We start from the raw sequence: 23,177 nt of genomic DNA, 5'->3' as shown, positions 1-23,177 counted from the left end.
TTAATCATGGCAGTTCCAACATGTGCGATCGATGGCTCTAATTGTGCTGATGGTTACGGGGAATACGAAGATGGGGAAGAATGCCAATTGAGAGACAAGTGTGATGCTCTTAAAGCTTATTTAGATTCCCCAGAAAAGGCAGAGAGCGATCGCCGTGAGGCTGAGGAGATGGATCGAATCCGTAAGGCTAGCAACGATGCAAATCTTGATGAAGTTCGCTTTTAACTAATAAAAATTAGGGGTGAAATTCCCCTGTCAAGGAGATGATTATGGCAAAATGTCCGATCGACAATGAATGTGAACTTGATCAAGGTGAATACTGCTCATGGGAATCTGAATGCCACAAACACCGGGAATATTTAGATTCTCCAGAAAAGGCAGAGAGCGATCGACGAGATGCAGAGAACAACGCCCGGATCCGTGAAGCCCTCGATCGAGGAGAGACACCTGATCCACCGTTCTAACTAAATCCCTATTACTAACCTCAAGGGGGGAGGCGCAGACCCCAAATCAATCAGCTGTGAAATTTTCACAAGGAGAAATCATGGAGACAGAAACCACCGAAAACGCCGAATATCTTGATACTGAACACGCTCAGCATTTTGATGATGACGGTACACCGATCGCCGAGCCTTGCCCAAATTGTAAAGGCACAGATACTTACTTTGACTTTGATCGCTGGAAATGTGAGGATTGCTCAACTGTTTGGGAGTAGATCGCACTGAAAATACACTCGATCGTAAATACGCCTATTCATTCTTGAGCAGGTTTTTTCTGTTGATTTTAGGTATTTTGGGCCCACCAACCCGCCCCCCAAAGACCACCCGCCAATAGACAATTTAAGATACTGCCACCATCACTCAAAATCTGCTAGAATCCACACTGTAGATACATCCTGCCTCCACCCAAGGCGGGAATTTTTTTGTGCTTATTTTGGGGGAAGGTTTTCAAGGAGGAGGAGGAGAAGGAGGAAGTTTTGGTTAGCTCCCACCCACCACGCCGGAAGATGCAGTTATCAGTTATCAGTTAAGAAATTAAGATCGCAGTTGATCACTTTTGGCTTATTTTGGGGATCTTTTGGTTCCCGCGCTGGCGAAGCATCGATCGTTACTGGCAAGTTTAGGGGCGCTCCCCACCCCCCCCTAACCCCCCGCCGAGTGTGGGGGAAACTAGGCTGCCCTACGGGTTCGCATTCTGAAAAAGACTCAACTGCCCCGATCGCTCCCGGCGTAACATTTTCTTTTTTGGCATTTGGGATAGATCATATCGACAATGACAAGGCGTACACAAAGCCCGGAGATTCGATCGATCGCAATTACTGGGGATGTGATCAAGGTGAGCCACTTGAAGCTCAAAGCGTTTAGTACGTTTATACCAAACCTCCTCGTCATCATTCACACTATCCCAATACTCGAACATCCACTTAGATCCATCAATCACCCTTTCTTCAAAATCTTCTAAGCTCTCCCCAGATTTCCGACATGGACGACTACAATTTTCACAAGCCCAATTAACACTCTGCTTAATTTCAAGGGCAAGCGAGTTCCAGTTTTTAGGATAAAGCGATCGATCCATCATCCTTTAGCTCCTTAGAGATTTCACAACTGAGTCTGGAATCAAAAACAATCTTTTTGGTAAGTCTTCAAGAGTCAAGCACCGATTACATTTTAGGTTGGCAATCTGAATATTTTTACCACGCTGGCCACAAACATAGCAAAGGTCTTTATTCGGTTTTTGGGGGTTCGACATTAATTTTCTTGCCTAGATAAATTTCCTCAAGGTGCGATCGCAACTGATCCTGATAATTCTTACCACCAACAGATTTAATCGCTTCAAAGAGTTCTAAGGACATTCGCACCGCTATAATTTTTTCAAAAGTTTTTTCTGTTTTAGGTTTAAATGCGTGTTTTTTTAGCCCCGGATTACCCCCCGGTCTGCCGCTTGCTTTAGTCCCCATATAAAAGCTCCAAAATTGTTGACAATTAACTATAACATTTTCCCTTGATATCATGCTAAAATAATAGCTGTAATAGCTTGATATCATGCTTTTACAGAAATTTAAGAGATAATAAAGGATGAATATTTTATTTTTGGATTTAGACGGCACGGTGAGGCGATCGTGTAGCGGGAAAACTTTCATAAATGACCCCAAGGATCAGGAATTAATTCCGGGGGTAAAGGAGGCGATCGCCCAATACTCAGATTGGCTAATTGTGGGGATTACTAATCAAGGTGGTGTGCTTGCGGGGCATAAATCCCTAGCTAACTGCATCCGGGAACAATCTTTCACTCTAGAGCTTATCCCTCAAATGGAGCGGATCTATTTCTGCCCCGATAACGGCGAGACTTGCTATCTAGTCAGTCACGAGGAAAGAGAAGGCTATCAAGCTTATTGGGACTGCGACAGGCTCACCACCACAAGGAAATATAGAAAACCTGAGCCGGGCATGATTGAAGCTGCCTTAGAAAGTCTTAAATCTTCACCAGAAAAAGCCCTATTTGTAGGCGATCGAGCCGAAGATGAATTAGCAGCAAACAGAGCAGATATCCCCTTTATGTGGGCTGAAATTTGGAGGGAGGAGAAAGGTAAAAGGTAAAGTGAATAACCAGTTTTTACTTTCTACTTTTCATTTTCTACTTTTTACTTTTTACTAGGAGAGCCTTTATGGTCGAACCACACTACCCCAACCCGATCGATTATCTAGATTTACCCAAGGATTTATCAAGACTTTCCAAAAGCAAGCAAAACCAGATTTATACCGAAACTTGCGATCGCTTGGGGCTAAATCCCCTCAGTTTTCCGTTGGACTTAATCAAAGGGAAGAACGGATCCACCCTCATGATTAACGAAATCGGTGCCAGCCAGCTTCGAGCCAAGCACAGCATCTCGATCGCCGTCAAATCTCACGAGCTTTTACCCTATCAAGAAACTATCACTGATCCAGAAACCCGGACTGAGAAAACTGTCACTCGCTATTTGGCGATCGTTACTGTCACCGCTACCTGTGGCGATCGAACTGAAGAGGCAACCGGAGCTGTGGAGGCGTTTGGATCCATGATGCGATCAAATGCTATCAAGAAGGCAGAGACTCAAGCACGGAGACGGGCGACCCTCGCCATGTGTGGTCAGGGATGGGCTAAACCCCGGAGAAAATCTCAGCCCGTACAAATCCCAGTGAATCTTACCCAGCCAGAAAAGCCTGAGCTAGTGGAGCTAGAGCGTCCAATTCCCCAAGCCCTCAAGATTTTAGAAGTAGAAAGTAGAAAGTAAAAAACTGGCTTTAACCTTTTGCCTTTTGCCTTTTGCCTTTTACTGATAACTGATAACTGATAACTGTTCACTGTCTAAGTCTTACTTTCCAAGCTTGGGAAATTTTCACGCTGACTGGAATTATTTTTTAGGTAGAGCGATCGCAACATCTCGCGAAAACTGTCTTGCCATTTACTATCTTTGCTACTGGACTTAATCGCTTCCAATAACTCAGACTCTACATTTACAGATAGCAAAGCATCTAATGGCTTAGACCCTTTAACTGAATAGGAGTATTTTTTTAAATTTGGGTTCCCACCTTGACGCATAAGTAATACCCTCTAAATTTTTTTTATTCTAGCATGAATAACTAGATGAGCTGCTATTATGGCTCTATTAGCGTATTAATCCGCAATTAAGGGAGTTTTGCACATTGATTTGCAATTGGAGGCTATACCTACATAAAAACTCAACGACAAGCAATTTACTACTAATCAGTCTGTGAAAATTTCACAGGCAAGCCCAGATATATCTTTAGTTAATGCTCGATAACCATTTCTTAACCTTTACAGATGCCATTGGTAATCCCTATGGTTAAAAAATAGGACTAAAAGAAAGAGAGCATATACAATTACCAGCTATCTCTAGGAATATGCAGCAATCAACCCTGCACTTCGACAAGACTGAGTGAACACCCTAGAGGGTGTGAAATTTTCACAGGTAACTACTATGAATGAAACCTCGACATTTTACAAACTTACACCGGAGGAACTTATGAGCTTTAACAAATTGCGTAACTCAGAATTACGGGTTTTGCTGTATCTGAAATCGATCGCCCCCTTTGAGGATCGCCCCGTGAATGTTTCGGTCAGAGCGATCGCCCGGAGTCTTGATTTAAACCCTAGCACGGTATCAAGAGCGCTTAAAGAACTCGATCGCCTCGGTTTAGCCAGCGTTGAAATCCTAGCTGCCTCTGTAACTGTAAGCCCATTTTCTCCATCTAAGGATGTGTTGTCTCCACGCAACACGCAATGCACCCACGCAACACCCGATGCGCCCACGCAACAGCAAATGCACCCACGCAACAATCGAAGCCCAGAACCCTCTCTCAGCAATGGTTTCAAGCCCTCTAAGACTAATAAGACTAATAAGACTAATAAGACAAGAGAGAGAGCGATCGAAATTTCAAATTTTTTGGAGTCTAACTCAAGTTTTAGAGATTTCTGCCTACGAAAGGCGCAAGGATTGCCAAGTGTCCCAGTACTGATCGATTCTTGGATCTCTGCCAACTTTGAAGAGTTAAAAGGATTGTGGGCTAAATCACAAACTAGTTCCGGGGTGAGATCTTCCGCGGCTGCCGTGGTCGAAGCTGTCCAACTCTATCCCCAAGTCCAAGCAAGGATTGATCGAGGCGAACTAAAACAGGATCCCATGTTTCCAGAAGGAGTTTATGACGCACAGGAGAACTGGTGGAAAAAAGCAGATTTGGAGGAATTAAACCATGTCCATTAGCTTCGGCGATCGAGTCCACATCCTTACCAAGGATCCCCAGCTTGCTTACTTAGACAACCACATCGCCACAATCACGCACAGCGATCGACGAGGCTATTACCTACAAGTAGACGGTATGAAGCCTGCCGTACATCTCAGCAACTTACAAGGAATGCAATGCTTAAACAGATTGACCTCTGCACAGGAGTCGGTGCTGGATTTGCCCTCGCAGGTCTACGATCCGGATTTAGGTTGGCAGGACTTGCCGAAATCGATCCCTTCTGCTCCCACATACTCAAACTTAGATACCCCGGAATCCCCAACTATGGTGACATCAAACAATTCAAGGAAACGTGGCAGACCCCGCAAAGTGTTACTGAGCGAACTTGTACTGAGCGAAGCCGAAGTAGCCGAAGTATCGATCTTGTCAGTGCCAGCCCAGCCTGTCAACCCTTCTCCTATCAAGGAAACCGCCTCGGACAACAAGACCCCAGAGATTGTATACCCTACGTCCGAGAAATCATTGAAGAAATCAAACCTTCGTACTGGGCGCTCGAAAACGTCCCCGGCTTACTCTCAATCCATAGGGGAAACTATTTTAGATTCTCAATCCTCAACTGGGCTAACAACTGCGGGTATGATGTCGAATGGATCACTGTTGGCAGCGGACATATTGGAAGCCCCTATTTTAGAAAAAGACTTCTTATACTTGGAATCTCCCGGAGCCTTGGGGGAGGGGATATCAGGAGCAAACCCGCCTGGGCAGACCAAATTAGAGGGTCAATTAAAACAAAATGGATCGATCGCGCCCGGGGAAGTTTCCAACCCGGAATTTTTAGAGGTGAGCTTGGGGCTGCCCATTGGCTGGACAGATCCACAGGAAGAAGCTACAGCTACGGAACTCCTAGCGGCGATCGCACCACCCGCCACCGAAGAAAAGCCCTCGGAAACCTCTTTGACCCCAGAGTTGCAAGCCTCGCAGTCGATCGTATCCTCTACCACCATACCCAAGCACTCAACAAGGACAGGGATATTTGCCCCAGAATCGCCTAAACAATTAGACCTGACCTCAAGGATTGCTTGGGTTTATGTAGATCAAATTGAGGAAGTTTCTTGTACACAGATTCGGCACAGTGTGGACGGAGAAGCGATCGCCCGTTATGCGGAACTGATGCGGGATAATTTATGGGATTTTCAACGACACCCCCTACCCGTCTTGTTTGAACATGAAAACCGTTATCTAATTGGCGATGGACACCACCGGATCGAAGCTGCCAGAAAGCATAAGGTACAGATTAAGTGTGAAATTTTCACAGCGTGGACGATCGATGATGCAGTTCTTTACTCCATTAAAGCCGTTGAGAACTCAAACCACGGGATACCTTTAAGACCAAAAGACCAGCGCAAACGGATCACCATGCTTCTAGACTTACTTGATCGGGTATTGATCGCGCCCCCAGATGGATATAACGAATGGTCAGCGAGAGCGATCGCCCACTATTTACGGCTGCCTGAATCTGGTTATAGAACCGTTGCATCAATCCGCAGGGAAAGAACTAGAGCCACCGAGGAGGACGGGGATAATACATCGGGAGCGATCAACACCACCAGCGACACCACTACACCCCCGCCATTCTCCAAGGGAGAGGCAACGCCAACGATTCTCCAAGAGAGAGGCAACGCCGCCGCCACCACCGAGACAACTACACCCCTGCTCACGATTGATGACACCGAAACTGAAACCCCAACACCACCACTCACAGATGAGCAAAAAAAAGCACTAGGTCATCTTACCAGCGTAGATCAACGGGTCTTATCGGTCATTAACACGATCGAAACTCTGGAAGACAGACATCTGATCATACTCCGGGAAGCGATCGAATCTGAGGAAGCAAGGCGTATTAAGGTTAAGAATAAGTAAAGGAATCCAATTAAACCCTATATATCTAGGTAGGTTTTCTATTGACTAAATAGAGAGTTGCGTATATAAGCGGTAGAAATTAACCACAACCCTATCGCTTATGCAACTAACACAATATCCACGAGTCCGTCAGGGTGAACAAACCAGACAAAGATTACTCACTGCAATAACGGAGGATCCCACTGCTACTTTAAACGAACTTTCCCTAAAATTGTGCCTTTCTACTTCCCAAGTCCGCAGACAAAGGAAATATCTGAAGATTCTAGGCTTTCTACCCTTGGTCGTTTTAGTTTTATTTACATTCACACTAAGTGGTTATGCAAATGAAATTTTTATTTCTGAGGGCGAGTCTATAGAATCCGTGGAGTCTGTTGATGTTGAGGAGGCGGATTTCCCGGACGATGAACCCGTTGAGGAGGTAGAACCAGATGAAAAGCTTGAATGAGACGATCGAACACTTAGGGATTAAGAAAGCGACTCTTTATTCTTGGTTGAAAAAAACTGGGATTAAGTCAACTAAGGTCAACAACCTAGCCTATTTTGACGATGAATCGATCGCCATCTTGAAGGAGTTGAAAATCCATCTAGATAATGGCGGGACTTTTGAGTCTTGGGGGCAATCGGAGCTAATGACCATTTCTCCAGAATCCATTGATTCACCTGATCTATCAGAGTCGGAAATCTTGGAAGAGTTGGAGGAACTGCCCCAGTATGATCCGATCGCTGAACTGATGGAGAATGCCAAGCGCCAAGCAGCCGGGGTGTTAATCGCTCAGAATGTGTTGGCTCGAAAGTACATTGATGATCCAGATTCTCTACCACCGGAGTATCAGGAGTTGGTGAACAAATCCAAACCTCTCCCAAAGTCGATCGATCCCCTCCAGTACGCCCAGAGCCTAACCGGGATGAATCTGGACTTTCTGAACCAACCAGAGAGCCTAGAGGATCCGGAATCCCTAGAGGAGAAATCTCTAGAGGAGAACCAAGCCGAGGCGATGTTGGAACCCCTAGCAGCCTGATCAACTGCCATAACCCATTGATTGATAAAGCCTTGAGGTATTTAATCTCAGGGCAATCTGTTTTGATTACTGGGGAAGCTGGGACGGGCAAAAGTACGATCGCCGCTCGGATATCTCAAGAGTTGCCGGAAGCCGGACGGCTTGACTATTCAGGTGGTATCAAGGAAGCGATCGAGCGCTTGGTAACTAGTCTGGATTTGGAACCAGAGAAAGGAACCCCAGCCCAAAAGGAGCAGGTTGTGAAATTTTCACAGGAGAACGAACTAATCATTATTGGGGACAATGCTACTAGATATCCAGCGAGTATCCGGTATTGGCTGCAAAGTCTGATAGAAGAAGGGGTGATCGTTTGCTTGTTTGCTGTGGAACGGAAGGCGATCGATGTCTTCCTTAGCTTGACTCATTTAGAGATTGAACCCCCAACGGATTTAGATATTCGGGAACTCATGCACCGGGAGGCGATCGCCCTCAACTTACAAATACCACCTGCGAAGTTTGCATCTTTGCAGAGAGCAGCCGGGACTAATTTGATGCTTGCCAAGAAAGTAATCAGAGAATACAACCTCGGTACTTTACAAGAGATTCCAGAGCATGAAGAGTATGTGGATATTTTGCCCTTGGTGCTTGCAGTCCTTGGAGGGATGGCGGTGCTGAGGTTCATTGGTCTGGGGACGGGCGATCGAACCTTGTACTTAATCGGGGGTGTGAGTTTAGCGGTCTTGTACATGCTTAAATCCAGTTTCCAATTCTTGCAACAGAAACCAAGGAGGTTAGGGAAATGATGGCCATAACTCATCTAGCGATCGCCGCCAGTATCACCGCCTTTACTCTCGATAGCAATCCTCAAACTTTGTTAGTCGCTGCCCTAGGCTCCCAACTGCCCGACCTCGATAGCACCGATAGTTATATGGGGAAGTTGTTCTATCCGATCGCCCATTGGATCCAAGAAAGATATCCCCATCGCACCATCACCCACTGTCTCTACTTCACCCTAGGATTAGCGGTTATCTCGATCGCTCTCTACTACTTCAAGTTTTTACCTTGGAATCCCGCCTTAGCTTTGCCCCTAGGACACTTAACCAGTTGTTTGGCTGATTGCTTCACTAAGCAGGGTGTACAACTGTTCTACCCCCGTCGAGCGTGGGCTATTTGTGGTAAAAATCCCCATGCTAGGTTGGCTACTGGTTCCCCGGCTGAGTATTGGGTTTTGGCTATCTTTATTAGCTTTCTAATCCTCGCTCTCAACTTCAATGAAGGCAGCTTCAAAAACTCTGTAGCTCAAATCATGGGCGATTCTAACGCCGTGGAGCAGGTGCTGAATTCCAAGGGTAAGGATCATCTAGTTTATGCCGAAGTGTCGGGAACCTATGCGATCGATCGCACCCCTGCCGATGGTCGGTATTTGGTAGTTGAGCAAGTGGGCAGAGAGTTTATCTTACAGAACGATCGAGGATTATTTCAAACCGGAAAACAGATATTAGTTACTCGAATTACTGCCAATGCAGACAAAAGAGCCTCTGTGAAAATTTCACAGCTAAGTTTTACCGATGAAGCGATCGCCCCCAAGTTGTACCCATTGGCAGGAAATTTAGTGTTTGTATCTGGGGAGATTGCGATCGACCTTGGTGAAGATTTGGCAGTTAATCAAAACCCCGGAAAGTTTTCCAGCATCGAGCGTAGTGGAAATATTATCAAGCTCCAATCAGCCCCGTTAGTAGACGTGTACCAACTGCTTTATAACTCTTTTGGTACTGGGAATCTGACTATTAAATCTCTGGAGATAAAGGAATGAAATCTGACATCTTAGGCATATTGAAAATGGCGCAGCGTCATCTAATCTTGCTCGATTCCCTGCGGAATGGGCAGATAAATATTCAGGATTTGGAGGATCAATATGAGGTCATATCGGCGGCAGAAATTTTGGAGGAGTTGATTACCAATATTGCGATTGTGCAATCCACCCCTACTTCGGCTCCGCTCAGTACGAGTGTCGAGCTTGAAGAGTTTTTGAGAATCTATTGCTTGAAAAAAGAGATTAAGGAGGTGAGGTCGTGATATTTGAACTGCTTTTTATAATCTCAATTATTTTATTTTTGATGGCTTTTGTCTGGGAGGTGCGTTCGCGTTAGCGTTCGTAGAATATCGTGAACGAATTTGAAGAGTTGGTATGGCGGATGCGGTTAGCTCAAAAAAGATACTGGGCTACTAGGAACCATCTAGATTTAGTTGATGCTAAAACCTTAGAATCTCAAGTTGATCGCCACTTAAGAAGTATTGACCAGCAAAGCCTATTTGAGCAGGGATGGGGGAATCGATCATGAACATCACTATCAATGGTCAATGGCTCTCAATCATCACCTGCGGCATAATTTCCTTCTCTGTCGTGGCGTTGGCGCAGCCTTCCCCTAGGGAAATCGCCCAAACCCCTGAGCCACTGCCACCACCAGCAATATTACAACCGCCCCCCAGCTCCCCGGATGCAAATCGGACTCTACGCCTAAAGTTACAGGTTAGAGCGATCGATCATCTCTTGGTGAAAGAAGGGGACACTATCAAACAGGGGCAGGTTATTGCTGATCAGATTGACGATCGAACCCGCTTAAATGCCCAGAAGTTATCGATCGAAGAATCTCTTAAACGGATACAAGATGGCGTAATTTTAGACCCGATCGCACCCCTAACCCCGCCTGCTCTATCTGCCCTGCCAAATCCCACCTATGCTGCCGAAGAAGCTGCTATTACCAAGGCTAAGACTGTAGTAGAAAGGGCTACAGAGAAGGCTAAGTTACAGCAGAGAATGTTGGATTTACTCAGGACTAGTAACGCCCTGCCGGAAATGGTAGAACATGAAACCGTTAAGCTGGGGGATGCGATCGCTGAATCTGAGGCTGCTATGGCTGAATACGATTTGGCTAAGGGACGGCTGCTCAAAGCTCAGGCAGATTACCAACGATTACAGTATGACCATTCAGTTAACTTGTCGAGGGCGATCGAAGAACAGAGTCGGGCTGCCCAGATTTACCAGCAACGCCTTGGGGAAGTTGCCGAACAAAAACGGATCAAAGAGTCCCAAGTTAGCCAACTCAAACTACAGCTACAGGCGATCGATGACAAGTTAAGTTTATTAGCCCAAATTAAAAGCCCCTATGATGCAACTATCAGGCGGATCCGCATTATTGATCAAGTTGGTAATTTCCTTAATGTTGAGCTTGTTCTTAGTGCCAACACCAACCCTAGCCCAATCAGCACCCCTAGCCCCACCAACGGAGACGGAGGAAGCGGAGGATTCACAAGACCCGGAGGAGGAGGAGGAACCGGGAGAACTGGATCCACAACTCCAGAGATTAGCCCCACCAGTGAACCCCTTGAATCGTCCGGGGGAGGAATTGAGGATGTTGATTCAGACGAGGATCAATGATGACCTGTGGCGATCGATGCGAGGACGGCTGCCGTGTGCTGATAGTTCTGCTGCCTGTGTGTTACAGCTTCAAGAGAGGGCAATTAGCAATAATCCCACCCTGAGAACTCTCACTAGCTCGATCGAGGAGATTAACGAAAAAATAGACGAGGCTCGATCGGCTAATCAGACGGCCGTGAACTTATCCATATTCAGACCACTAGTACAGCAATTCCTAACTGTGACCGTGACCCAAGAAGAAGGACAACCACCACGACGGCGGGGACTGATTGAGAATGTTTTGGGAATCTTTACTGACCCGATCGGCTCCATTAACGATATCTTAGGGCTGGTCGGTATCCCACTACTGGAAGGGCTGACAGGAACAAATCAAGCGGCTCAAAGGAACTCAATCCTAATTGGGGATTTGCAAACCAAAGTAGCTCAACTGGAACAAGGCAAGGCAGAGTTAGCCCTGACTATCCGAGATAAAATCACCCTAGCTACCCTAGATTTTGAGCAAGCATCGAGGGAGTTTCAAATCTCTCAGGAAATAGCGGTGCGATCGGAGCAGCAACATGAGATTTTTACTCTAAGTTATCGTTTTGGCAGTGGTAATACTCAACAATTCCTAGCTCAACAAAATACCCTCGATCGATCGAGGGCTTCTGTATATCGAGAATGGACTAAGGTACAAAGACAGTTAGAGCTATTGAAAATTATGGTATTTCCTCAGCAGCCGGAAGAATAGGTGTGAAAATTTCACAGGCGATCGTATTATTGACAATTAGACTGTAGGTGGTCGGCTGCAATGCCTTATCGTGTGGCGTGTTAGGTCGGCTGCACCCCCATTATTAGACCACTCACCGCAAACGGATCAGTAACCGAGTTGATCATTGGTTTGGGTCAACATTGTTCTTCGTTTCGGAGTCAGGTTTAGACCGAACATACTCCACCCCATCTCTTTCGTAAATTGAATGATGCGGATGTTTACCTTCCTTAATTTCCTCTACGACTTGCTCACGAGGAATAGCTGAACCACGTCCATGAATGGTGTAGGTTTGGTTCTCGCCATTCTCACCATCTTGATTTCCTCTGATTGTTTTTGCCATTGGCTTCCTCCTATCTGGAAGTTTACTACTGACTAAGTATAGCTCACACTAATGCTGCGCTCACGCCACACAACTAGAGGGATGTTACTCAAGATTATGGTATTTCCGCAACAAGAAGATCAGTAACAAGAAGATCAGCGATCAACTGCTCTAAGGTGAAATCCTCCTCCGGGCAGCAATTTCTGAGAAAGTCTTGAAAGTCATCAGCCCCATAGGTCGATCGATAATATTTCTGATTCTGGTTATAATCTTTTTCCCAATCAGCCCAAAATTCAGAGGGGGCGGCAAAATAGCAATCTGCCTTAATTTCCTTTTCCCGGCTCCAGTAGTAATATTTAGGCTTACCATCCCCAAACCTGATCCAAAGATTCTCAGAGCTATCAAAGCGATCGATTAGAAAATCCCTAGTAAAGGTGAAACTCAAACTATCCTGAGAGTGATTGCCATCCTCATCAAACCAAAAATTATCAATGCTTAACGGTATTAACATTTTTCCCCTCTGTTCACTGATTTTGGGTACAACGCTGGGTACAAAATTGAGATTTTTATTAGTACAAGGGCGATCGCCACTTAACGAGAAAAAATTAGTATAGTTTGCGGTTATAATGACCGTGGGTTAGTTGGTTTGTATTCGCTTAACTTCTAGTAATGTAATCGCCGATCGCGTACTGACCCCCAGAAATTTGATATTCCCAGACATCCCCATCAAAACAATAGCGGCGATCGGTAATCTGTCCTTTTGCTGTTTGTCCATTCCATTCAAGAATCACAGCTTCGTACAAGTCAAACTTAGGAGCCGGGATTTTTACACAGTTAATGGTTTCATCTTTCATACTTAATTTTCCTTATTGGGGGGCGATCGACGGTTTGGGCTTGTCTGTTAGTGACGGCAACTAGTCTATTTTATAACTTGCCTTTACGCTTAAGCTCATTGACAGCAGCATCAATTAACCAAGTATTTCGACTTGTTTTCTTAAACCCCTCACCACGATCGATGTCGATAATTTCTATCAGTTCTGGGGGAAACCTCATCTCAAACTTAATTACGGCTTTCTCTTCTAGCTTTGGTGCAGCTTTAGCAGGAACTGCCGCCCCTTGCCCTAAAAATTCATCTTCAGTTTTCGGTTTTTTCCTGATCGCCATAGTACTAATATCCTCTTACTACAATATTGAAACAATACTAAAACAATATGAGAATCATACTAAATAGGTACTACTATACAAAGCTCCGATCTTAGTTTTTCTTTGTAGTTATAGTACTAATATCATATTGTTTTAATACTAAAATAGCATAAAAATCATACTAAATAGATACTATTATACAAAGCCTCAATTTCTGCGATCGCCTTATCATCTTTAGGTTTTAGCTCGATCACAGATAATCCAGCCGATGCAGCATTACGAAAAGCCTTGCGGTTACCTATGGGCGTTTGTTGAAACGTCAGATTATCCATAGCTGAAACAATTTCGGCTGCCTCCGCATTATCTTTCCCGATGGCATCTGCCATGTTCAAAAAACAAATCGCTTTCAAATTTTCATTAAAACCCATGGCATCAGCTACCAAAGTATTTGTATCTTCGATCGCCCATAGATCAAAACTGCTCGGTCTAAAGGGAGCGATATAAACATCAGCAATCAACATCGCCGCGCGTTGGGCAACGGTATCTTGTCCGCCCACATCGATGATCACATCATCATGTTTTTTGCCAAGCCTTTCAACATCAGTTTTTACAGCCTTGCCAGATAAGCGAATCGTGGTATATCCCGATCCGTTGGGCAAAGTCTCATCTCGAACTGCACTAAAGCTCGAAGCCGTTCCTTGGGCATCAGCATCAACCAGTAAAACATCTTTACCAGAGAGCGATCGCATTACCGCTAAGTTAGTAGAAACAGTGGTTTTACCCACCCCGCCCTTAATACCGCCACAGACTAAAATCATATCTTTTTAGTACTAAAATTATATTGAAACAGTATTGTAATCCTCTGATAATAGTACTACTGTCTGAGTCAATAAATACTAATCTAGTATGAAAATAATTGCGATGGTGATCGCCTGTAGGACTAGCGGGGGAAATAATTCTGTGAAATTTTCACAGCCAAACTGCATCAATTAAACAAACCACACCAAACCCATGAAAAATATCCGTTGGCAATTAGTTGAAGGTATTGAGACAGTAAACCCAAAGGAAATCCCTTTTTTGAGGGTGGCGGCCGTAGCCTTTGCAGAAAATGAACTCCCCAAAACCCACTTTCAGGAAGCAGGAGAGGTGCCGATCGCTTTAGCGTTGCGGAGCAATATCGCCCTTGCCAAGGATGACAAGGAAGAAATATTAGGATTTGCCTACTATAAGCTACGGGATTTTGCTCCAAATTCACCCTATGCCTATGATGGAACATTTTCCACTGTCAGAAATCGTCCCGCTGACGCGATCGATACTCGCCTAGTTCTCAATCAAAGAATCCCTGATCAAGAGCTTGAATGCAAAGATATTGGGAATATTATTTTTACTTTGCACTTGGATAATAATTAATCCTTGGGTTATCACTCCTGTTCTAGTGTGAAAATTTCACAGCAAACTATTCACCAACAACTCTAAAAACTCCTCCACTACACTCTGGGGATGATCCAAACATTCTGCCGCTTCAAACCGACTACACAAAATGCCCTGTCGCATGAATAGGCGATCGCGCTGGTGATCCTTCGCTGCTGAGGGATGATAGTTGGCTCCATCCACTTCCAGAATCCCAATTTTGCCCTGATACACGATTAAAAAATCTACCTCGATCGTGCTTTTCTGTTGATATCTGTCGCTGACTCTGCCCCGGCTATTGGGGAAAAATAAAATATGCTTGTCGTCGAGAACTTCGGCAATTTTCAACTCAGCAAGCGATCGGAAAAATAACCCATGCCATTCTAGGATTGCATTCTGTCCTTGATTATCTTGAGGAGAACCCCGGAGGACGATCGATCCTAATTTGCTTTGATACTTTTGAAATATTTCCTGTAAATCCGCCTCAGCATTAACCACACTAACTGCCCAATAGTGCTGTGTTCCATTCCCCCCCGGCTGCCCTGCGTAGGTGATGGTCATACCTTTGATATTTACAACTTTCTGATAGTCGTGGTAGCGATCGAGACGGCTATTCAGGTTTCTGCGAGTCTGCTGGGGAAACATGATACTCAGTAAGTCGAGTAACTGACTGGTCGGCATCACAACTTCTTTCGCTCTGGTCTGGAGGTCACTGGTCATTGGGGATAATTTGAGGCAACACGTCAACTTTCCCCTTTTGCCTGTTGACTGTCAACTACTAAGAACGTGTGATCTTTCGAGCGCTTACTTCGCTCTGTTGCTAAGGGTGGGATTCAGGTGTGTGATGAGTTGTCCTTGGGATAGTGTGAAATTTTCACAGGGGGCGATCGCATCCTCAAATATTTGCTTCATTTTGGCTTAAACCATTCATAACAGACCAGTTGCACATCTTCTCTTTTGATAATTTCTAGGGTAGTTTCCGCCTCATCCTCAATATCCTGCCCGATTTCCTTGTCGATAAAGTATTCATCAAGCCCCGCCACCAGATTAATTAGGTTCCGATCAACTAGAAACCCTTCCCAGATTTGTTTGATTTCCTTCTCAAAGGTTTTCAGTCCTGTAGTAGTTAGAATCCTTAGTACCCGTTCTTTAGCTTGGGTTTCCGTTTCATCGGTACTGGGGTGATCGTCTTGAGTTAGGGCGGTGCTGATTTTCTGGACTAGCTTAGAGAGGTTGGGCTTGATGCGGACACTAGATTGCTGTTTCTGAAAGTCTTCAATTAGGTTATTCACTGCTCCTTGTAGGACGGCAAAAATGGCATTATCGAACTCCACGGGGGGTAAGGTTTCGGGGTCTGGGTAATCGCTCTCTTTACACTGGATCCTCGTGAAAATTCGCAGCTTCTCCGTGGTCATTAAATCTTTATAGGCTGAGGTGCGATCGGTGGTAATTGCTCCATTAATCCGGGGGTAGAAATGCCAGATACTACGGTCTTTGGCACTGAAGGCAAGGAATATCCCATCAATACCATCGGGGCGGGTGCTATGGATCCCCATGGGGATTTCTTCAATTCCTTCTCTACTTTTTTGATTGAAAAATTCTATTAAGGGAAATCGCATTTCATCAAGGGAAATCAGATCGGCAGCTTTTTCCAACTCTTCGAGGATGGCAGCTTTTTCGGCATCGGTATCGGCTTGTTTGAGTTTGCGTAACTCTTCAATGGATTTTTCTGAGATAGTTTCCCCCAGAACACTACCATCTAGACCCACTTCTCGATCGATCATGGCGATCCTCTCCTGAAGTCGCTTCACCAGCCCTAGGAGATTTTCTAAACCCTCTTCGGGGAAACAGTTATAGATAAATAAATTCTCAAAATCTGTTCCCAGGCGATCAATCCGCCCGGCTCGTTGGATCATGCGAACGGGGTTCCAGTGGAGGTCATAATTTACTAATCTTCCGGCATCCTGTAGGTTCTGCCCTTCGGAGAGAACATCGGTACAAATCAAGATATCAATGGGTTTCTCTAAATATTCCTGTAACTCCTCTGAGTCTTTTTCACAGTTAGCTTTAGGAGCGAACCGTTTTACTTTCTCCTCCCGTTGTTTGCCAGAAGTTGCCCCAGTAATCAGATCGATCTCTGGGTTGCCCATCATGGCTAGCCATGCTTCATCCTGAATCAGTTCTTGATAGAGATAACTAGCCGTATCCTTGAAGTAGCTAAATACTAAGACTTTCTGCCCCTGTAACTGCTGTTGGAGTAGGTTTTTGAAGGCGACTAACTTGAGATCGGTTTCTTTGCCCTCCGCCACAGCTTCATGGATGGTGCGTAACTTTCTCAGAATGTCTTCTAGGGTATAAAAATCTTCATTAATCTTTGTCTGGAGTTGAACTAAATCGTAATCCTTGCGATCGACCTCTTCTAGGGAATTGAGAATTTCTGTAAAGGAGATATTTTCTTCTTCATCTTCCTCTGCCGCTACAATCTTGCGAAACTTCTTCGCTGTGAGCAGTTTGCCATCTTGTAAGCAACTATGAAACTCTGATTGAAACCTCTGCTGGCGGGTAATACTATTTTCAAAGGCAACCAGAGAACTTTCTAGGCGTTTTAACCAGAGGGATTTCATTAGGGCAGCTAGGGCATTATTTCTCTGTACTTCTCGATCGTCCTCTCGATCCTTACGCCGTTTGAATAGTTTGATATTGTAGGGAGCCAAGTTTAGGCGATCGATCTGATCAGCAATCCCGGCGTAGAGTCCATGGTAAATCTCCTCGAAATTGTAGGTAAAATTTTCTAACTGGCGGGTGGGAAAGCGGATCTCTTTACCACCAATAAAAATCTGTTCCCCGGCTTGCTGTCGTTTGATCACATCTAAGCGCGATCGTCTCACCATGGTTTGCATGAGCAGCTCGGTAATTTCAATATTGCCCTTATACAAGGCTTGGAAGTAGCCCGTCAGGTTACTAATCCCCCACTCCCGGTAGTAGGTGGCATTATTCCGAGCCATGAGCATCATTTGATGGTACAGGTCGTAGACGGTGTTATTGATGGGGGTAGCAGTCAACAGGACAATTTTCTGATTGCGCTTGCCAGTCCCTAGGAGTTTTTGCAGGTTGCTATAACGGTTTGTGCCGGGGTTACGGAAGTTGTGGGACTCGTCGATGATGATAATTTCATACTTGGTATATTTGCGAATATCAAAACTGCTGCGCCCTAATTCTTCTTGGGAAACAATATCGGCTTTGATGCCAAAATCATCTAGTTTTTTGATCCAGATTAAATCCCGTAGCTGGGCAGGGCAGATGACCAAGGCACGGGGGACATAGCCGGGACGACGTTCTTTTTGGAGGTAATGCTCTAGTAACCTCAAGCCAATATAGGTTTTACCCAAACCCACGGCATCGGCAACCATACAGGCATCATGGCGATCGATTAATTTTACGGCTAGTTCAAATCCTTGTCGCTGAAAACTAGCTAGTTCTAAGGTTGTTCGATCGCTCCCTTCGCTCTGGGTTTCATCCTTAAATAGTTCATACAGGGCTTTGATAAATACTTGGTAGGGTGTGTAAGCCTTGCTGCCAAACTTGGAGGCTTCGAGGGTGTGGATTAATTTGTCTTTATAATCGAGGTTCACACTCGGATCGTTCCAGAATTTATTAAACCAGTCAGTTCTTAAACCCCTAGCAAATATTTCATTCTTAATTAATACATTTAGCTCGGTATTCCCATCTAGTCCCGATGGGGTGAAGTTACTGGAGCCGATGATGCTGTAATAATCAAAAATATAAGCCTTGGCATGGAGAAAGGAGGCTTGATCGCCGTTGACCCCGTAGAGCCTAACGTGAATGTGTGATTGTTTGAGGTAGGCAATCAGGCGATCGATCTGTTGCTTGTAGGTTAGGTTAAATTCACTATTTTCTATCTGCCCCTGAATATCCCGGCGAAAGAACCTAATGAGGTCTACGCTACTACGCTCGGCAGGCAGAATGGTGGGGTCACGTCCAATTAGTAACCGTAGGTTGGTTAACTGATTCAGGGCTACTTCTAGCCTCATCCATGCTTCGATCCGAAAAAAGCCCGTGGCGATATCAAGATTAGTTTGGCGATCGTTCAGAATTAGTTCTTGGAGGATGGCTTCGAGTTTATGGCGATCGTTGTCGATGTAGTCGGGGAGGGGCATTTATTAGTAATGAAAATATAAGTAATTATAATTTTTCTAGCACCTGTTGCAAGGGATAGACAATTTTGGGAATATCTTTTTGGATAATTACCCAAGTAACTTGCAAATTCACTGGAAAAGTTTTGTAATTTTTCATTGAATACCAAGGAAGTTCTGGAGACATTAATTGAGCCTTGACTGGCATATCAGTAGCTGCGTTACCAATAATAGCTAAGTTATCAATAACAAACTCAATAACCACTTGGTTGTTTGTGAACTGAATAAAATCTATCCCTACTATTGATTTTTGAATATTATAAATAGCGTTAAAAATACATTGAATATTTTCCTTTATAGATTTATTTATAGTAGAAAGTTCATCAAGCCTTACCTTTTTCCAACCAGTTTCTTGGACTATCTTAGTTTTTGTAGGGATTTCTTTGATTTCGCTTGTGATTGAAAAATCACACAGGGATTCACCTCTACGACCCCTTACCCTCAATTTTCGTAATGCTTTAGCCTGAATCTGTCTAATCCGCTCACGGGTAACTCCAAAGATTTGACCGATCTCCTCAAGGGTTTTTTCCTGACCATCATCTAAACCATAGCGCATGTACATGATAGTCTGAGATTTGGGGCTGAAGATACTCAACATCTTTTTTATATGTTCGAGTAGCAAATATCTTTCCACATAATCTTCTGGCGTTTCACCCGTAAATTCAATCAAGTCACCAAGAGATGAATCCCCGTCTTCATTAATGAGTGCTTCAAGAGAGGCGGGCAACTGCGATACTTTGGCTATGAATCGTAGTTGTTTTCTCGTTATTTCTGTCCGGGCAGAAATTTCTTCTTCGCTAGGCTCCCGCCCTATTTCTATGGATAAGATGCGGGTATTTTTCTTAATTAACGAGATAGTTTCATAGAGGTGGTTAGGTAAACGTATAGTGCGGGAATATTCTTGAATCGCACGGGTAACGGTTTGTTTAATCCACCAAGTTGCATAGGTTGAAAATTTATAACCTTTAGTAGGATCAAACTTTTCAGTAGCACGGATTAAACCTAGATTTCCTTCTTGGATTAGATCCAACAGATCAACACCACGATTTACATATCTCTTGGCAATTGAAACCACTAAACGTAAATTCGACTCTATTAATTTATTTTTGGCACGGCGATCGTTGTACAAACGGTGGCGAAAACTAGCAATATATTGGCTTTGTTCATTTGACTGTTGCCAACTTGCATTAAGTGCTATGTCACCACTCTGCCATTTTTGCTCTAGCTTGGGTGATAACTCCTCTAGGGATACTTTCCTCGGAAACTCTCTGCAAATACGATCGCCAATCCAGACTGCCTTTGCCCACTCATCGAATCTGGCACAGGATTGGAGTTGTTTATCCAGCCATTTTTTGATGTCTTCTAGATAGAGTAAGTCATTAGCTTTCCGGGCTAGTTCAATCTCTTCATCAGCACGTAAGAGACGAAATTTTCCGATTTTTTTAAGGTATTCACCTAGAGGATCATCGGCACGATAAGAGGCTTTATCCTTTTCTGCTTTCTTGAATAGAGTGGCATTATAAATTGCTTGGTGTTGTTCTCTATTTAAGATTTCCGGGTTTCGTTGGTTAACGGCTACTCTTTCTAGAAGGTGTCGATCCGTGTATCTTGGTTGCTGGAAATTTAGTAAATAGGTATTAACCTTAAAGGACAGATCACCATTATCTTTTAGCCTGTGGCGAGGGCTGGCAATAAGAATCTGATGATAGTTGCAGGTAAAGAGTAGTAGGAATTTGGAAAGTCTTCGACTACAGAATTGTTTTGAAACTCTCAATGCTATATCTTTAGCTATGCGTTCAAAATTAAAAGTAAGACCGTCTAGTTGAAATAAAACAACCTGTGATTCCTCATACTTTAGTTGATAACTTGCAATTAGGAATGCTTTATTGATAATTGGTATTTTACTTATGCCGATTTCCTCAAGATCTAAGGGCAGAGCTAGTTCACTTCTATAGCCCAGCTTAACGAAGAGCTTAATAATACTTTCGCAATCGCCGACATTTTGAATATCTTCAAGGCTGATAAGATGCTCTACCATGCAATTTTATATCGTTAGCCGTTAATCTGTATAAGTAGTAGAGTTTTCACACATCTCTGCCTACTATATTAGAAGTTGTGGCGATCGTTGTCGATGTAGTCGGGAAGGGGCATATCAGTTAGTTGTTAATCTTTAAATACCTTAGTCCTGAGCCAATCTGGTAACTCCCAGTCATCTGTCCACAAAATATTTTCGTTTGACTCATAGTTCTTTAATCCGAGCTTTGACCAGTATTTTCTCATCAGTAGCTTACCTTTCTCTTCAGAATGCTTATCTTCTAAATCTTTCATCGGTACAGGATGACAACCAACTAGTTGACCTTGAGCAAATAATTCTAAAAATATAGCTAAGGCTTGTAATCCATAATCAGAACCTCTATATCTTGGCTCAATAGAAATACTAGATAAGTAAAATAAGTAAAAAGCAGGGAGGTAATCTAGATCGTCTAAGACTGATAAGTGAAAAAATTCAGTAAAACGAAATAAATCTCCGCCTAAGTAGTCTGCTGTGGTGACTAGATCAAGGCTGTCATAAGCTAAGTTAATTCTATATGCTCTAAGATGTCCTATTTCTATAGGTTTTTCGCTATTTAATGCTTCCTCAAAGCTCTCTCCATCAAGGTAAGCTTTTATTGAACCATCAAAAAGTGTAATTTTCAGATCGATATCTTCTGTGTAGTTTGTTGTGATATCAAGAGATAAACTCATGGTTTTTAAGGTTAGATTAATGTTTTATTTTAATCGTCTTCTATTTTAAGGCTTGTTTCAATTTTTTGATGGTAGCGATCGCATTTTCAATCTCCTGACGATAAACTGTAGTCATGCGTGAATGGCTAAGAGGATTCATGACTAAACTTAAATATAGTTCAACTTCGTCTACTAGTTGCTGGTCAAGATAAGAAACTTCAGTACCATGATTATCTCTTCTTTTATGAGCTAAAATTGGATTCCAGAAATCTTTAGTTGTTAAGTCTTTGGGCTTATCTCTGTATCTAACTCCTAAGCTTTTTTTCTCACAGAATCTTTTCATTAAAACCTCAAATGCCATACGTAGATAAAGTGCTGAGGCATTCAAGGCATTATTTTCTAGATACTCTTCTGCTTTGATAAGATAATCTTTGTCTTGTGTAAACACAGGTACTTCTAAGTCATCTTCTATTTTAGAGTTGAATAATTCAACATATAACCAATTATTTTGAGTGTCAGAGGCTTCAATTCTTTGCTTCATGATTGCATACCATTCCCGATCATATGTCATAAAAAATACTTGATAGTGACTAAAGTGATCATGGAGAATATTGATAATTGGTAGTCGATTTGACATATCTAGACCGATTAATACATCATCTAAGACTAAGATATTTAATTCACTAGTTGGAATGATCAGGAGAGATGCTAGGTAGAGAGATAAAGCGATCGCTGAAAGTTTAGCTTCGTTAAGAAATTGATGTGGTGAATATATAGGTTGACCAAGAAAATCAACTGTAAGAATAATTTCCTTTCCGTCAATTTGTTTTGTATCTGAGTTATAAACCATCCCTGGTAATTCTAGTTTAAGCTCGATCGAGTAACCAAAATATTCTAATAATATAGTAGCCTGGGCTTGTAGTCGGCTTAATAACTCTCGAAACCGATTATTAAATCCATCAAGTTTTGTTTGTAAATTTCTAGCCTGTTTTTTGTATCCTCTACTTTTAGGAATACTAATTTCTATATCCTGCCACTCTTCGGCAATGGATTGAGGGCTAATTCGGAGATCTAAATAATTAGCTAATAAATTTTTTATCAGTAAATTAAAGATATTTAACTCAGTATTTTCTCTTTGCAGAAAATAAACTTCTAGTAAAGATTTATAGTCTAAAATACCTTTTGTTTTGGCAGCACTTAGAATGACATTAGCACCAGTTTCCGTCACTGTTTCTGACCATGTGTGAATGCTATTGCCTGTGCCGTCATTGTTAGATAGGGTTAGTTTAATAAAAGCATCATCATCTTGATTTGTAAAAATGTTGCGATGGGGTGAAAATTCTAAGTTTTGGATATAAGAATTGATTAAAAGTTTTATTGCGAGAAGTAATGATGATTTTCCACTGCCATTCTCACCATAAATAAGTAAGTTCTTTCCATCATTCTTGAGATTAATTGTGTGTTTGCTATAGAAGGCACGAAAGTTTTTGATATCAATTTGAGTGATGCGTGTCATG

At 43.3% G+C, this 23,177-nt stretch carries 26 protein-coding genes and 1 pseudogene; 15 read left to right on the top strand and 12 right to left on the bottom strand.

The features are described 5' to 3' along the window. Window positions 1-6: 6 nt before the first annotated feature. The 3 genes from QUA70_RS19790 to QUA70_RS19780 all read left to right on the top strand — a co-directional run bounded on the left by QUA70_RS19790 (window position 7) and on the right by QUA70_RS19780 (window position 1,461). Complete coding sequence (locus tag QUA70_RS19790; protein WP_333410622.1) at window positions 7-225, top strand: hypothetical protein; 219 nt, start codon at window positions 7-9, stop codon at window positions 223-225. A 295-nt stretch (window positions 226-520) separates the two neighbouring features. Further along, on the top strand, window positions 521-715 hold the full coding sequence (locus tag QUA70_RS19785; protein ID WP_333410621.1) for a hypothetical protein: 195 nt from the start codon (window positions 521-523) through the stop codon (window positions 713-715). A gap of 557 nt (window positions 716-1,272) precedes the next feature. After that, a complete protein-coding gene (locus QUA70_RS19780) occupies window positions 1,273-1,461 on the top strand; it encodes a hypothetical protein (protein WP_333410619.1) in 189 nt (62 codons plus the stop codon). 262 nt (window positions 1,462-1,723) lie between these two features. Here the strand turns inward: QUA70_RS19780 and QUA70_RS19775 are convergent, their stop codons facing one another. After that, window positions 1,724-1,957 (bottom strand): hypothetical protein, encoded by a 234-nt coding sequence (locus QUA70_RS19775; RefSeq protein ID WP_333410617.1) that lies wholly within the window; start codon window positions 1,955-1,957, stop codon window positions 1,724-1,726. Between the two features lie 118 nt (window positions 1,958-2,075). Between QUA70_RS19775 and QUA70_RS19770 the strand changes: the two genes are divergently transcribed. After that, entirely contained in the window at window positions 2,076-2,597 is a 522-nt protein-coding gene (locus QUA70_RS19770; protein ID WP_333410615.1) for an HAD-IIIA family hydrolase, read from the top strand. 68 nt (window positions 2,598-2,665) lie between these two features. After that, window positions 2,666-3,271 (top strand): hypothetical protein, encoded by a 606-nt coding sequence (locus QUA70_RS19765; protein WP_333410613.1) that lies wholly within the window; start codon window positions 2,666-2,668, stop codon window positions 3,269-3,271. Window positions 3,272-3,345: 74 nt separating this feature from the next. Here the strand turns inward: QUA70_RS19765 and QUA70_RS19760 are convergent, their stop codons facing one another. After that, window positions 3,346-3,579, bottom strand: a complete 234-nt coding sequence (locus QUA70_RS19760) for a hypothetical protein (RefSeq protein ID WP_333410612.1) — start codon at window positions 3,577-3,579, stop codon at window positions 3,346-3,348. Window positions 3,580-3,979: 400 nt separating this feature from the next. On the opposite strand from QUA70_RS19760, the gene QUA70_RS19755 reads away from it, so the two are divergent. From QUA70_RS19755 to QUA70_RS19715, 9 genes are all read left to right on the top strand, one after another. Further along, the gene (locus tag QUA70_RS19755; protein ID WP_333410610.1) at window positions 3,980-4,762 is read left to right on the top strand and encodes a helix-turn-helix domain-containing protein; all 783 of its coding nucleotides are present in this window, start codon (window positions 3,980-3,982) and stop codon (window positions 4,760-4,762) included. A gap of 156 nt (window positions 4,763-4,918) precedes the next feature. Then, window positions 4,919-5,794 carry a DNA cytosine methyltransferase gene (locus QUA70_RS28635; RefSeq protein ID WP_445301496.1) on the top strand — a complete coding sequence of 292 codons (876 nt, stop codon included), beginning with the start codon at window positions 4,919-4,921 and terminating at the stop codon, window positions 5,792-5,794. Window positions 5,795-6,762: 968 nt separating this feature from the next. After that, window positions 6,763-7,107, top strand: a complete 345-nt coding sequence (locus QUA70_RS19745; protein WP_333410606.1) for a hypothetical protein — start codon at window positions 6,763-6,765, stop codon at window positions 7,105-7,107. Then, window positions 7,091-7,681, top strand: coding sequence for a hypothetical protein (locus QUA70_RS19740; protein WP_333410604.1), 591 nt, complete (start codon window positions 7,091-7,093; stop codon window positions 7,679-7,681). The genes QUA70_RS19745 and QUA70_RS19740 overlap by 17 nt, the downstream gene beginning before the upstream one ends. A 17-nt stretch (window positions 7,682-7,698) precedes the next feature. Then, window positions 7,699-8,463, top strand: coding sequence for a sigma 54-interacting transcriptional regulator (locus QUA70_RS19735; RefSeq protein ID WP_333410602.1), 765 nt, complete (start codon window positions 7,699-7,701; stop codon window positions 8,461-8,463). Next, window positions 8,460-9,473, top strand: coding sequence for a metal-dependent hydrolase (locus QUA70_RS19730; RefSeq protein ID WP_333410600.1), 1,014 nt, complete (start codon window positions 8,460-8,462; stop codon window positions 9,471-9,473). Before QUA70_RS19735 ends, QUA70_RS19730 begins: the two co-directional genes overlap by 4 nt. Continuing rightward, a complete protein-coding gene (locus tag QUA70_RS19725) occupies window positions 9,470-9,736 on the top strand; it encodes a hypothetical protein (protein WP_333410599.1) in 267 nt (88 codons plus the stop codon). The genes QUA70_RS19730 and QUA70_RS19725 overlap by 4 nt, the downstream gene beginning before the upstream one ends. 262 nt (window positions 9,737-9,998) lie before the next feature. Beyond that, window positions 9,999-11,099, top strand: coding sequence for a hypothetical protein (locus QUA70_RS19720; protein ID WP_333410597.1), 1,101 nt, complete (start codon window positions 9,999-10,001; stop codon window positions 11,097-11,099). Next, window positions 11,074-11,829 carry a hypothetical protein gene (locus QUA70_RS19715; protein ID WP_333410595.1) on the top strand — a complete coding sequence of 252 codons (756 nt, stop codon included), beginning with the start codon at window positions 11,074-11,076 and terminating at the stop codon, window positions 11,827-11,829. Before QUA70_RS19720 ends, QUA70_RS19715 begins: the two co-directional genes overlap by 26 nt. Before the next feature lie 142 nt (window positions 11,830-11,971). Here the strand turns inward: QUA70_RS19715 and QUA70_RS19710 are convergent, their stop codons facing one another. The 5 genes from QUA70_RS19710 to QUA70_RS19690 all read right to left on the bottom strand — a co-directional run bounded on the left by QUA70_RS19710 (window position 11,972) and on the right by QUA70_RS19690 (window position 14,130). Beyond that, complete coding sequence (locus QUA70_RS19710; RefSeq protein WP_333410593.1) at window positions 11,972-12,190, bottom strand: DUF3892 domain-containing protein; 219 nt, start codon at window positions 12,188-12,190, stop codon at window positions 11,972-11,974. Window positions 12,191-12,284: 94 nt separating this feature from the next. Next, a complete protein-coding gene (locus QUA70_RS19705; protein ID WP_333410591.1) occupies window positions 12,285-12,680 on the bottom strand; it encodes a hypothetical protein in 396 nt (131 codons plus the stop codon). Window positions 12,681-12,825: 145 nt separating this feature from the next. Beyond that, complete coding sequence (locus tag QUA70_RS19700) at window positions 12,826-13,023, bottom strand: hypothetical protein (RefSeq protein ID WP_333410589.1); 198 nt, start codon at window positions 13,021-13,023, stop codon at window positions 12,826-12,828. A 70-nt stretch (window positions 13,024-13,093) separates the two neighbouring features. After that, on the bottom strand, window positions 13,094-13,333 hold the full coding sequence (locus QUA70_RS19695; protein WP_333410587.1) for a hypothetical protein: 240 nt from the start codon (window positions 13,331-13,333) through the stop codon (window positions 13,094-13,096). A 155-nt stretch (window positions 13,334-13,488) separates the two neighbouring features. Further along, complete coding sequence (locus QUA70_RS19690; RefSeq protein WP_333410585.1) at window positions 13,489-14,130, bottom strand: AAA family ATPase; 642 nt, start codon at window positions 14,128-14,130, stop codon at window positions 13,489-13,491. A 193-nt stretch (window positions 14,131-14,323) separates the two neighbouring features. Between QUA70_RS19690 and QUA70_RS19685 the strand changes: the two genes are divergently transcribed. Continuing rightward, window positions 14,324-14,722: a hypothetical protein gene (locus QUA70_RS19685; RefSeq protein ID WP_333410584.1), complete on the top strand. Its 399-nt coding sequence runs from the start codon at window positions 14,324-14,326 to the stop codon at window positions 14,720-14,722. Window positions 14,723-14,758: 36 nt separating this feature from the next. Here the strand turns inward: QUA70_RS19685 and QUA70_RS19680 are convergent, their stop codons facing one another. From QUA70_RS19680 to QUA70_RS19655, 5 genes and pseudogenes are all read right to left on the bottom strand, one after another. After that, window positions 14,759-15,442 carry a DUF559 domain-containing protein gene (locus tag QUA70_RS19680; protein ID WP_333410582.1) on the bottom strand — a complete coding sequence of 228 codons (684 nt, stop codon included), beginning with the start codon at window positions 15,440-15,442 and terminating at the stop codon, window positions 14,759-14,761. A gap of 188 nt (window positions 15,443-15,630) precedes the next feature. Next, a complete protein-coding gene (locus tag QUA70_RS19675) occupies window positions 15,631-18,900 on the bottom strand; it encodes a helicase-related protein (protein WP_333410580.1) in 3,270 nt (1,089 codons plus the stop codon). A gap of 475 nt (window positions 18,901-19,375) precedes the next feature. Then, window positions 19,376-20,488, bottom strand: a pseudogene (locus tag QUA70_RS28630) (sigma-70 family RNA polymerase sigma factor); the annotation flags it as partial. 611 nt (window positions 20,489-21,099) lie between these two features. Then, a complete protein-coding gene (locus tag QUA70_RS19660) occupies window positions 21,100-21,681 on the bottom strand; it encodes a hypothetical protein (protein WP_333410578.1) in 582 nt (193 codons plus the stop codon). Window positions 21,682-21,721: 40 nt separating this feature from the next. Continuing rightward, a complete protein-coding gene (locus QUA70_RS19655; RefSeq protein ID WP_333410576.1) occupies window positions 21,722-23,176 on the bottom strand; it encodes an AAA family ATPase in 1,455 nt (484 codons plus the stop codon). Between the last annotated feature and the right edge of the window lies 1 nt (window position 23,177).

It is taken from the genome of Microcoleus sp. LAD1_D5, assembly GCF_036702115.1.
GTDB lineage: Bacteria > Cyanobacteriota > Cyanobacteriia > Cyanobacteriales > Microcoleaceae > Microcoleus.
The sequence above is the reverse complement of the archived record's forward strand: the minus strand, read 5'-3'. Positions and strand labels throughout refer to the sequence as shown.

Bases quoted from the DNA above. Each gene is read 5' to 3' on its own strand.
- QUA70_RS19790 (WP_333410622.1), top strand. From the start codon at position 7: ATGGCAGTTCCAACATGTGCGATCGATGGCTCTAATTGTGCTGATGGT.
- QUA70_RS19780 (WP_333410619.1), top strand. From the start codon at position 1,273: ATGACAAGGCGTACACAAAGCCCGGAGATTCGATCGATCGCAATTACT.
- QUA70_RS19775 (WP_333410617.1), bottom strand. From the start codon at position 1,957: ATGGGGACTAAAGCAAGCGGCAGACCGGGGGGTAATCCGGGGCTAAAA.
- QUA70_RS19770 (WP_333410615.1), top strand. From the start codon at position 2,076: ATGAATATTTTATTTTTGGATTTAGACGGCACGGTGAGGCGATCGTGT.
- QUA70_RS19765 (WP_333410613.1), top strand. From the start codon at position 2,666: ATGGTCGAACCACACTACCCCAACCCGATCGATTATCTAGATTTACCC.
- QUA70_RS19760 (WP_333410612.1), bottom strand. From the start codon at position 3,579: ATGCGTCAAGGTGGGAACCCAAATTTAAAAAAATACTCCTATTCAGTT.
- QUA70_RS19755 (WP_333410610.1), top strand. From the start codon at position 3,980: ATGAATGAAACCTCGACATTTTACAAACTTACACCGGAGGAACTTATG.
- QUA70_RS28635 (WP_445301496.1), top strand. From the start codon at position 4,919: ATGCTTAAACAGATTGACCTCTGCACAGGAGTCGGTGCTGGATTTGCC.
- QUA70_RS19745 (WP_333410606.1), top strand. From the start codon at position 6,763: ATGCAACTAACACAATATCCACGAGTCCGTCAGGGTGAACAAACCAGA.
- QUA70_RS19740 (WP_333410604.1), top strand. From the start codon at position 7,091: ATGAAAAGCTTGAATGAGACGATCGAACACTTAGGGATTAAGAAAGCG.
- QUA70_RS19730 (WP_333410600.1), top strand. From the start codon at position 8,460: ATGATGGCCATAACTCATCTAGCGATCGCCGCCAGTATCACCGCCTTT.
- QUA70_RS19725 (WP_333410599.1), top strand. From the start codon at position 9,470: ATGAAATCTGACATCTTAGGCATATTGAAAATGGCGCAGCGTCATCTA.
- QUA70_RS19720 (WP_333410597.1), top strand. From the start codon at position 9,999: ATGAACATCACTATCAATGGTCAATGGCTCTCAATCATCACCTGCGGC.
- QUA70_RS19715 (WP_333410595.1), top strand. From the start codon at position 11,074: ATGTTGATTCAGACGAGGATCAATGATGACCTGTGGCGATCGATGCGA.
- QUA70_RS19710 (WP_333410593.1), bottom strand. From the start codon at position 12,190: ATGGCAAAAACAATCAGAGGAAATCAAGATGGTGAGAATGGCGAGAAC.
- QUA70_RS19705 (WP_333410591.1), bottom strand. From the start codon at position 12,680: ATGTTAATACCGTTAAGCATTGATAATTTTTGGTTTGATGAGGATGGC.
- QUA70_RS19700 (WP_333410589.1), bottom strand. From the start codon at position 13,023: ATGAAAGATGAAACCATTAACTGTGTAAAAATCCCGGCTCCTAAGTTT.
- QUA70_RS19695 (WP_333410587.1), bottom strand. From the start codon at position 13,333: ATGGCGATCAGGAAAAAACCGAAAACTGAAGATGAATTTTTAGGGCAA.
- QUA70_RS19690 (WP_333410585.1), bottom strand. From the start codon at position 14,130: ATGATTTTAGTCTGTGGCGGTATTAAGGGCGGGGTGGGTAAAACCACT.
- QUA70_RS19685 (WP_333410584.1), top strand. From the start codon at position 14,324: ATGAAAAATATCCGTTGGCAATTAGTTGAAGGTATTGAGACAGTAAAC.
- QUA70_RS19680 (WP_333410582.1), bottom strand. From the start codon at position 15,442: ATGACCAGTGACCTCCAGACCAGAGCGAAAGAAGTTGTGATGCCGACC.
- QUA70_RS19675 (WP_333410580.1), bottom strand. From the start codon at position 18,900: ATGCCCCTCCCCGACTACATCGACAACGATCGCCATAAACTCGAAGCC.
- QUA70_RS19660 (WP_333410578.1), bottom strand. From the start codon at position 21,681: ATGAGTTTATCTCTTGATATCACAACAAACTACACAGAAGATATCGAT.
- QUA70_RS19655 (WP_333410576.1), bottom strand. From the start codon at position 23,176: ATGACACGCATCACTCAAATTGATATCAAAAACTTTCGTGCCTTCTAT.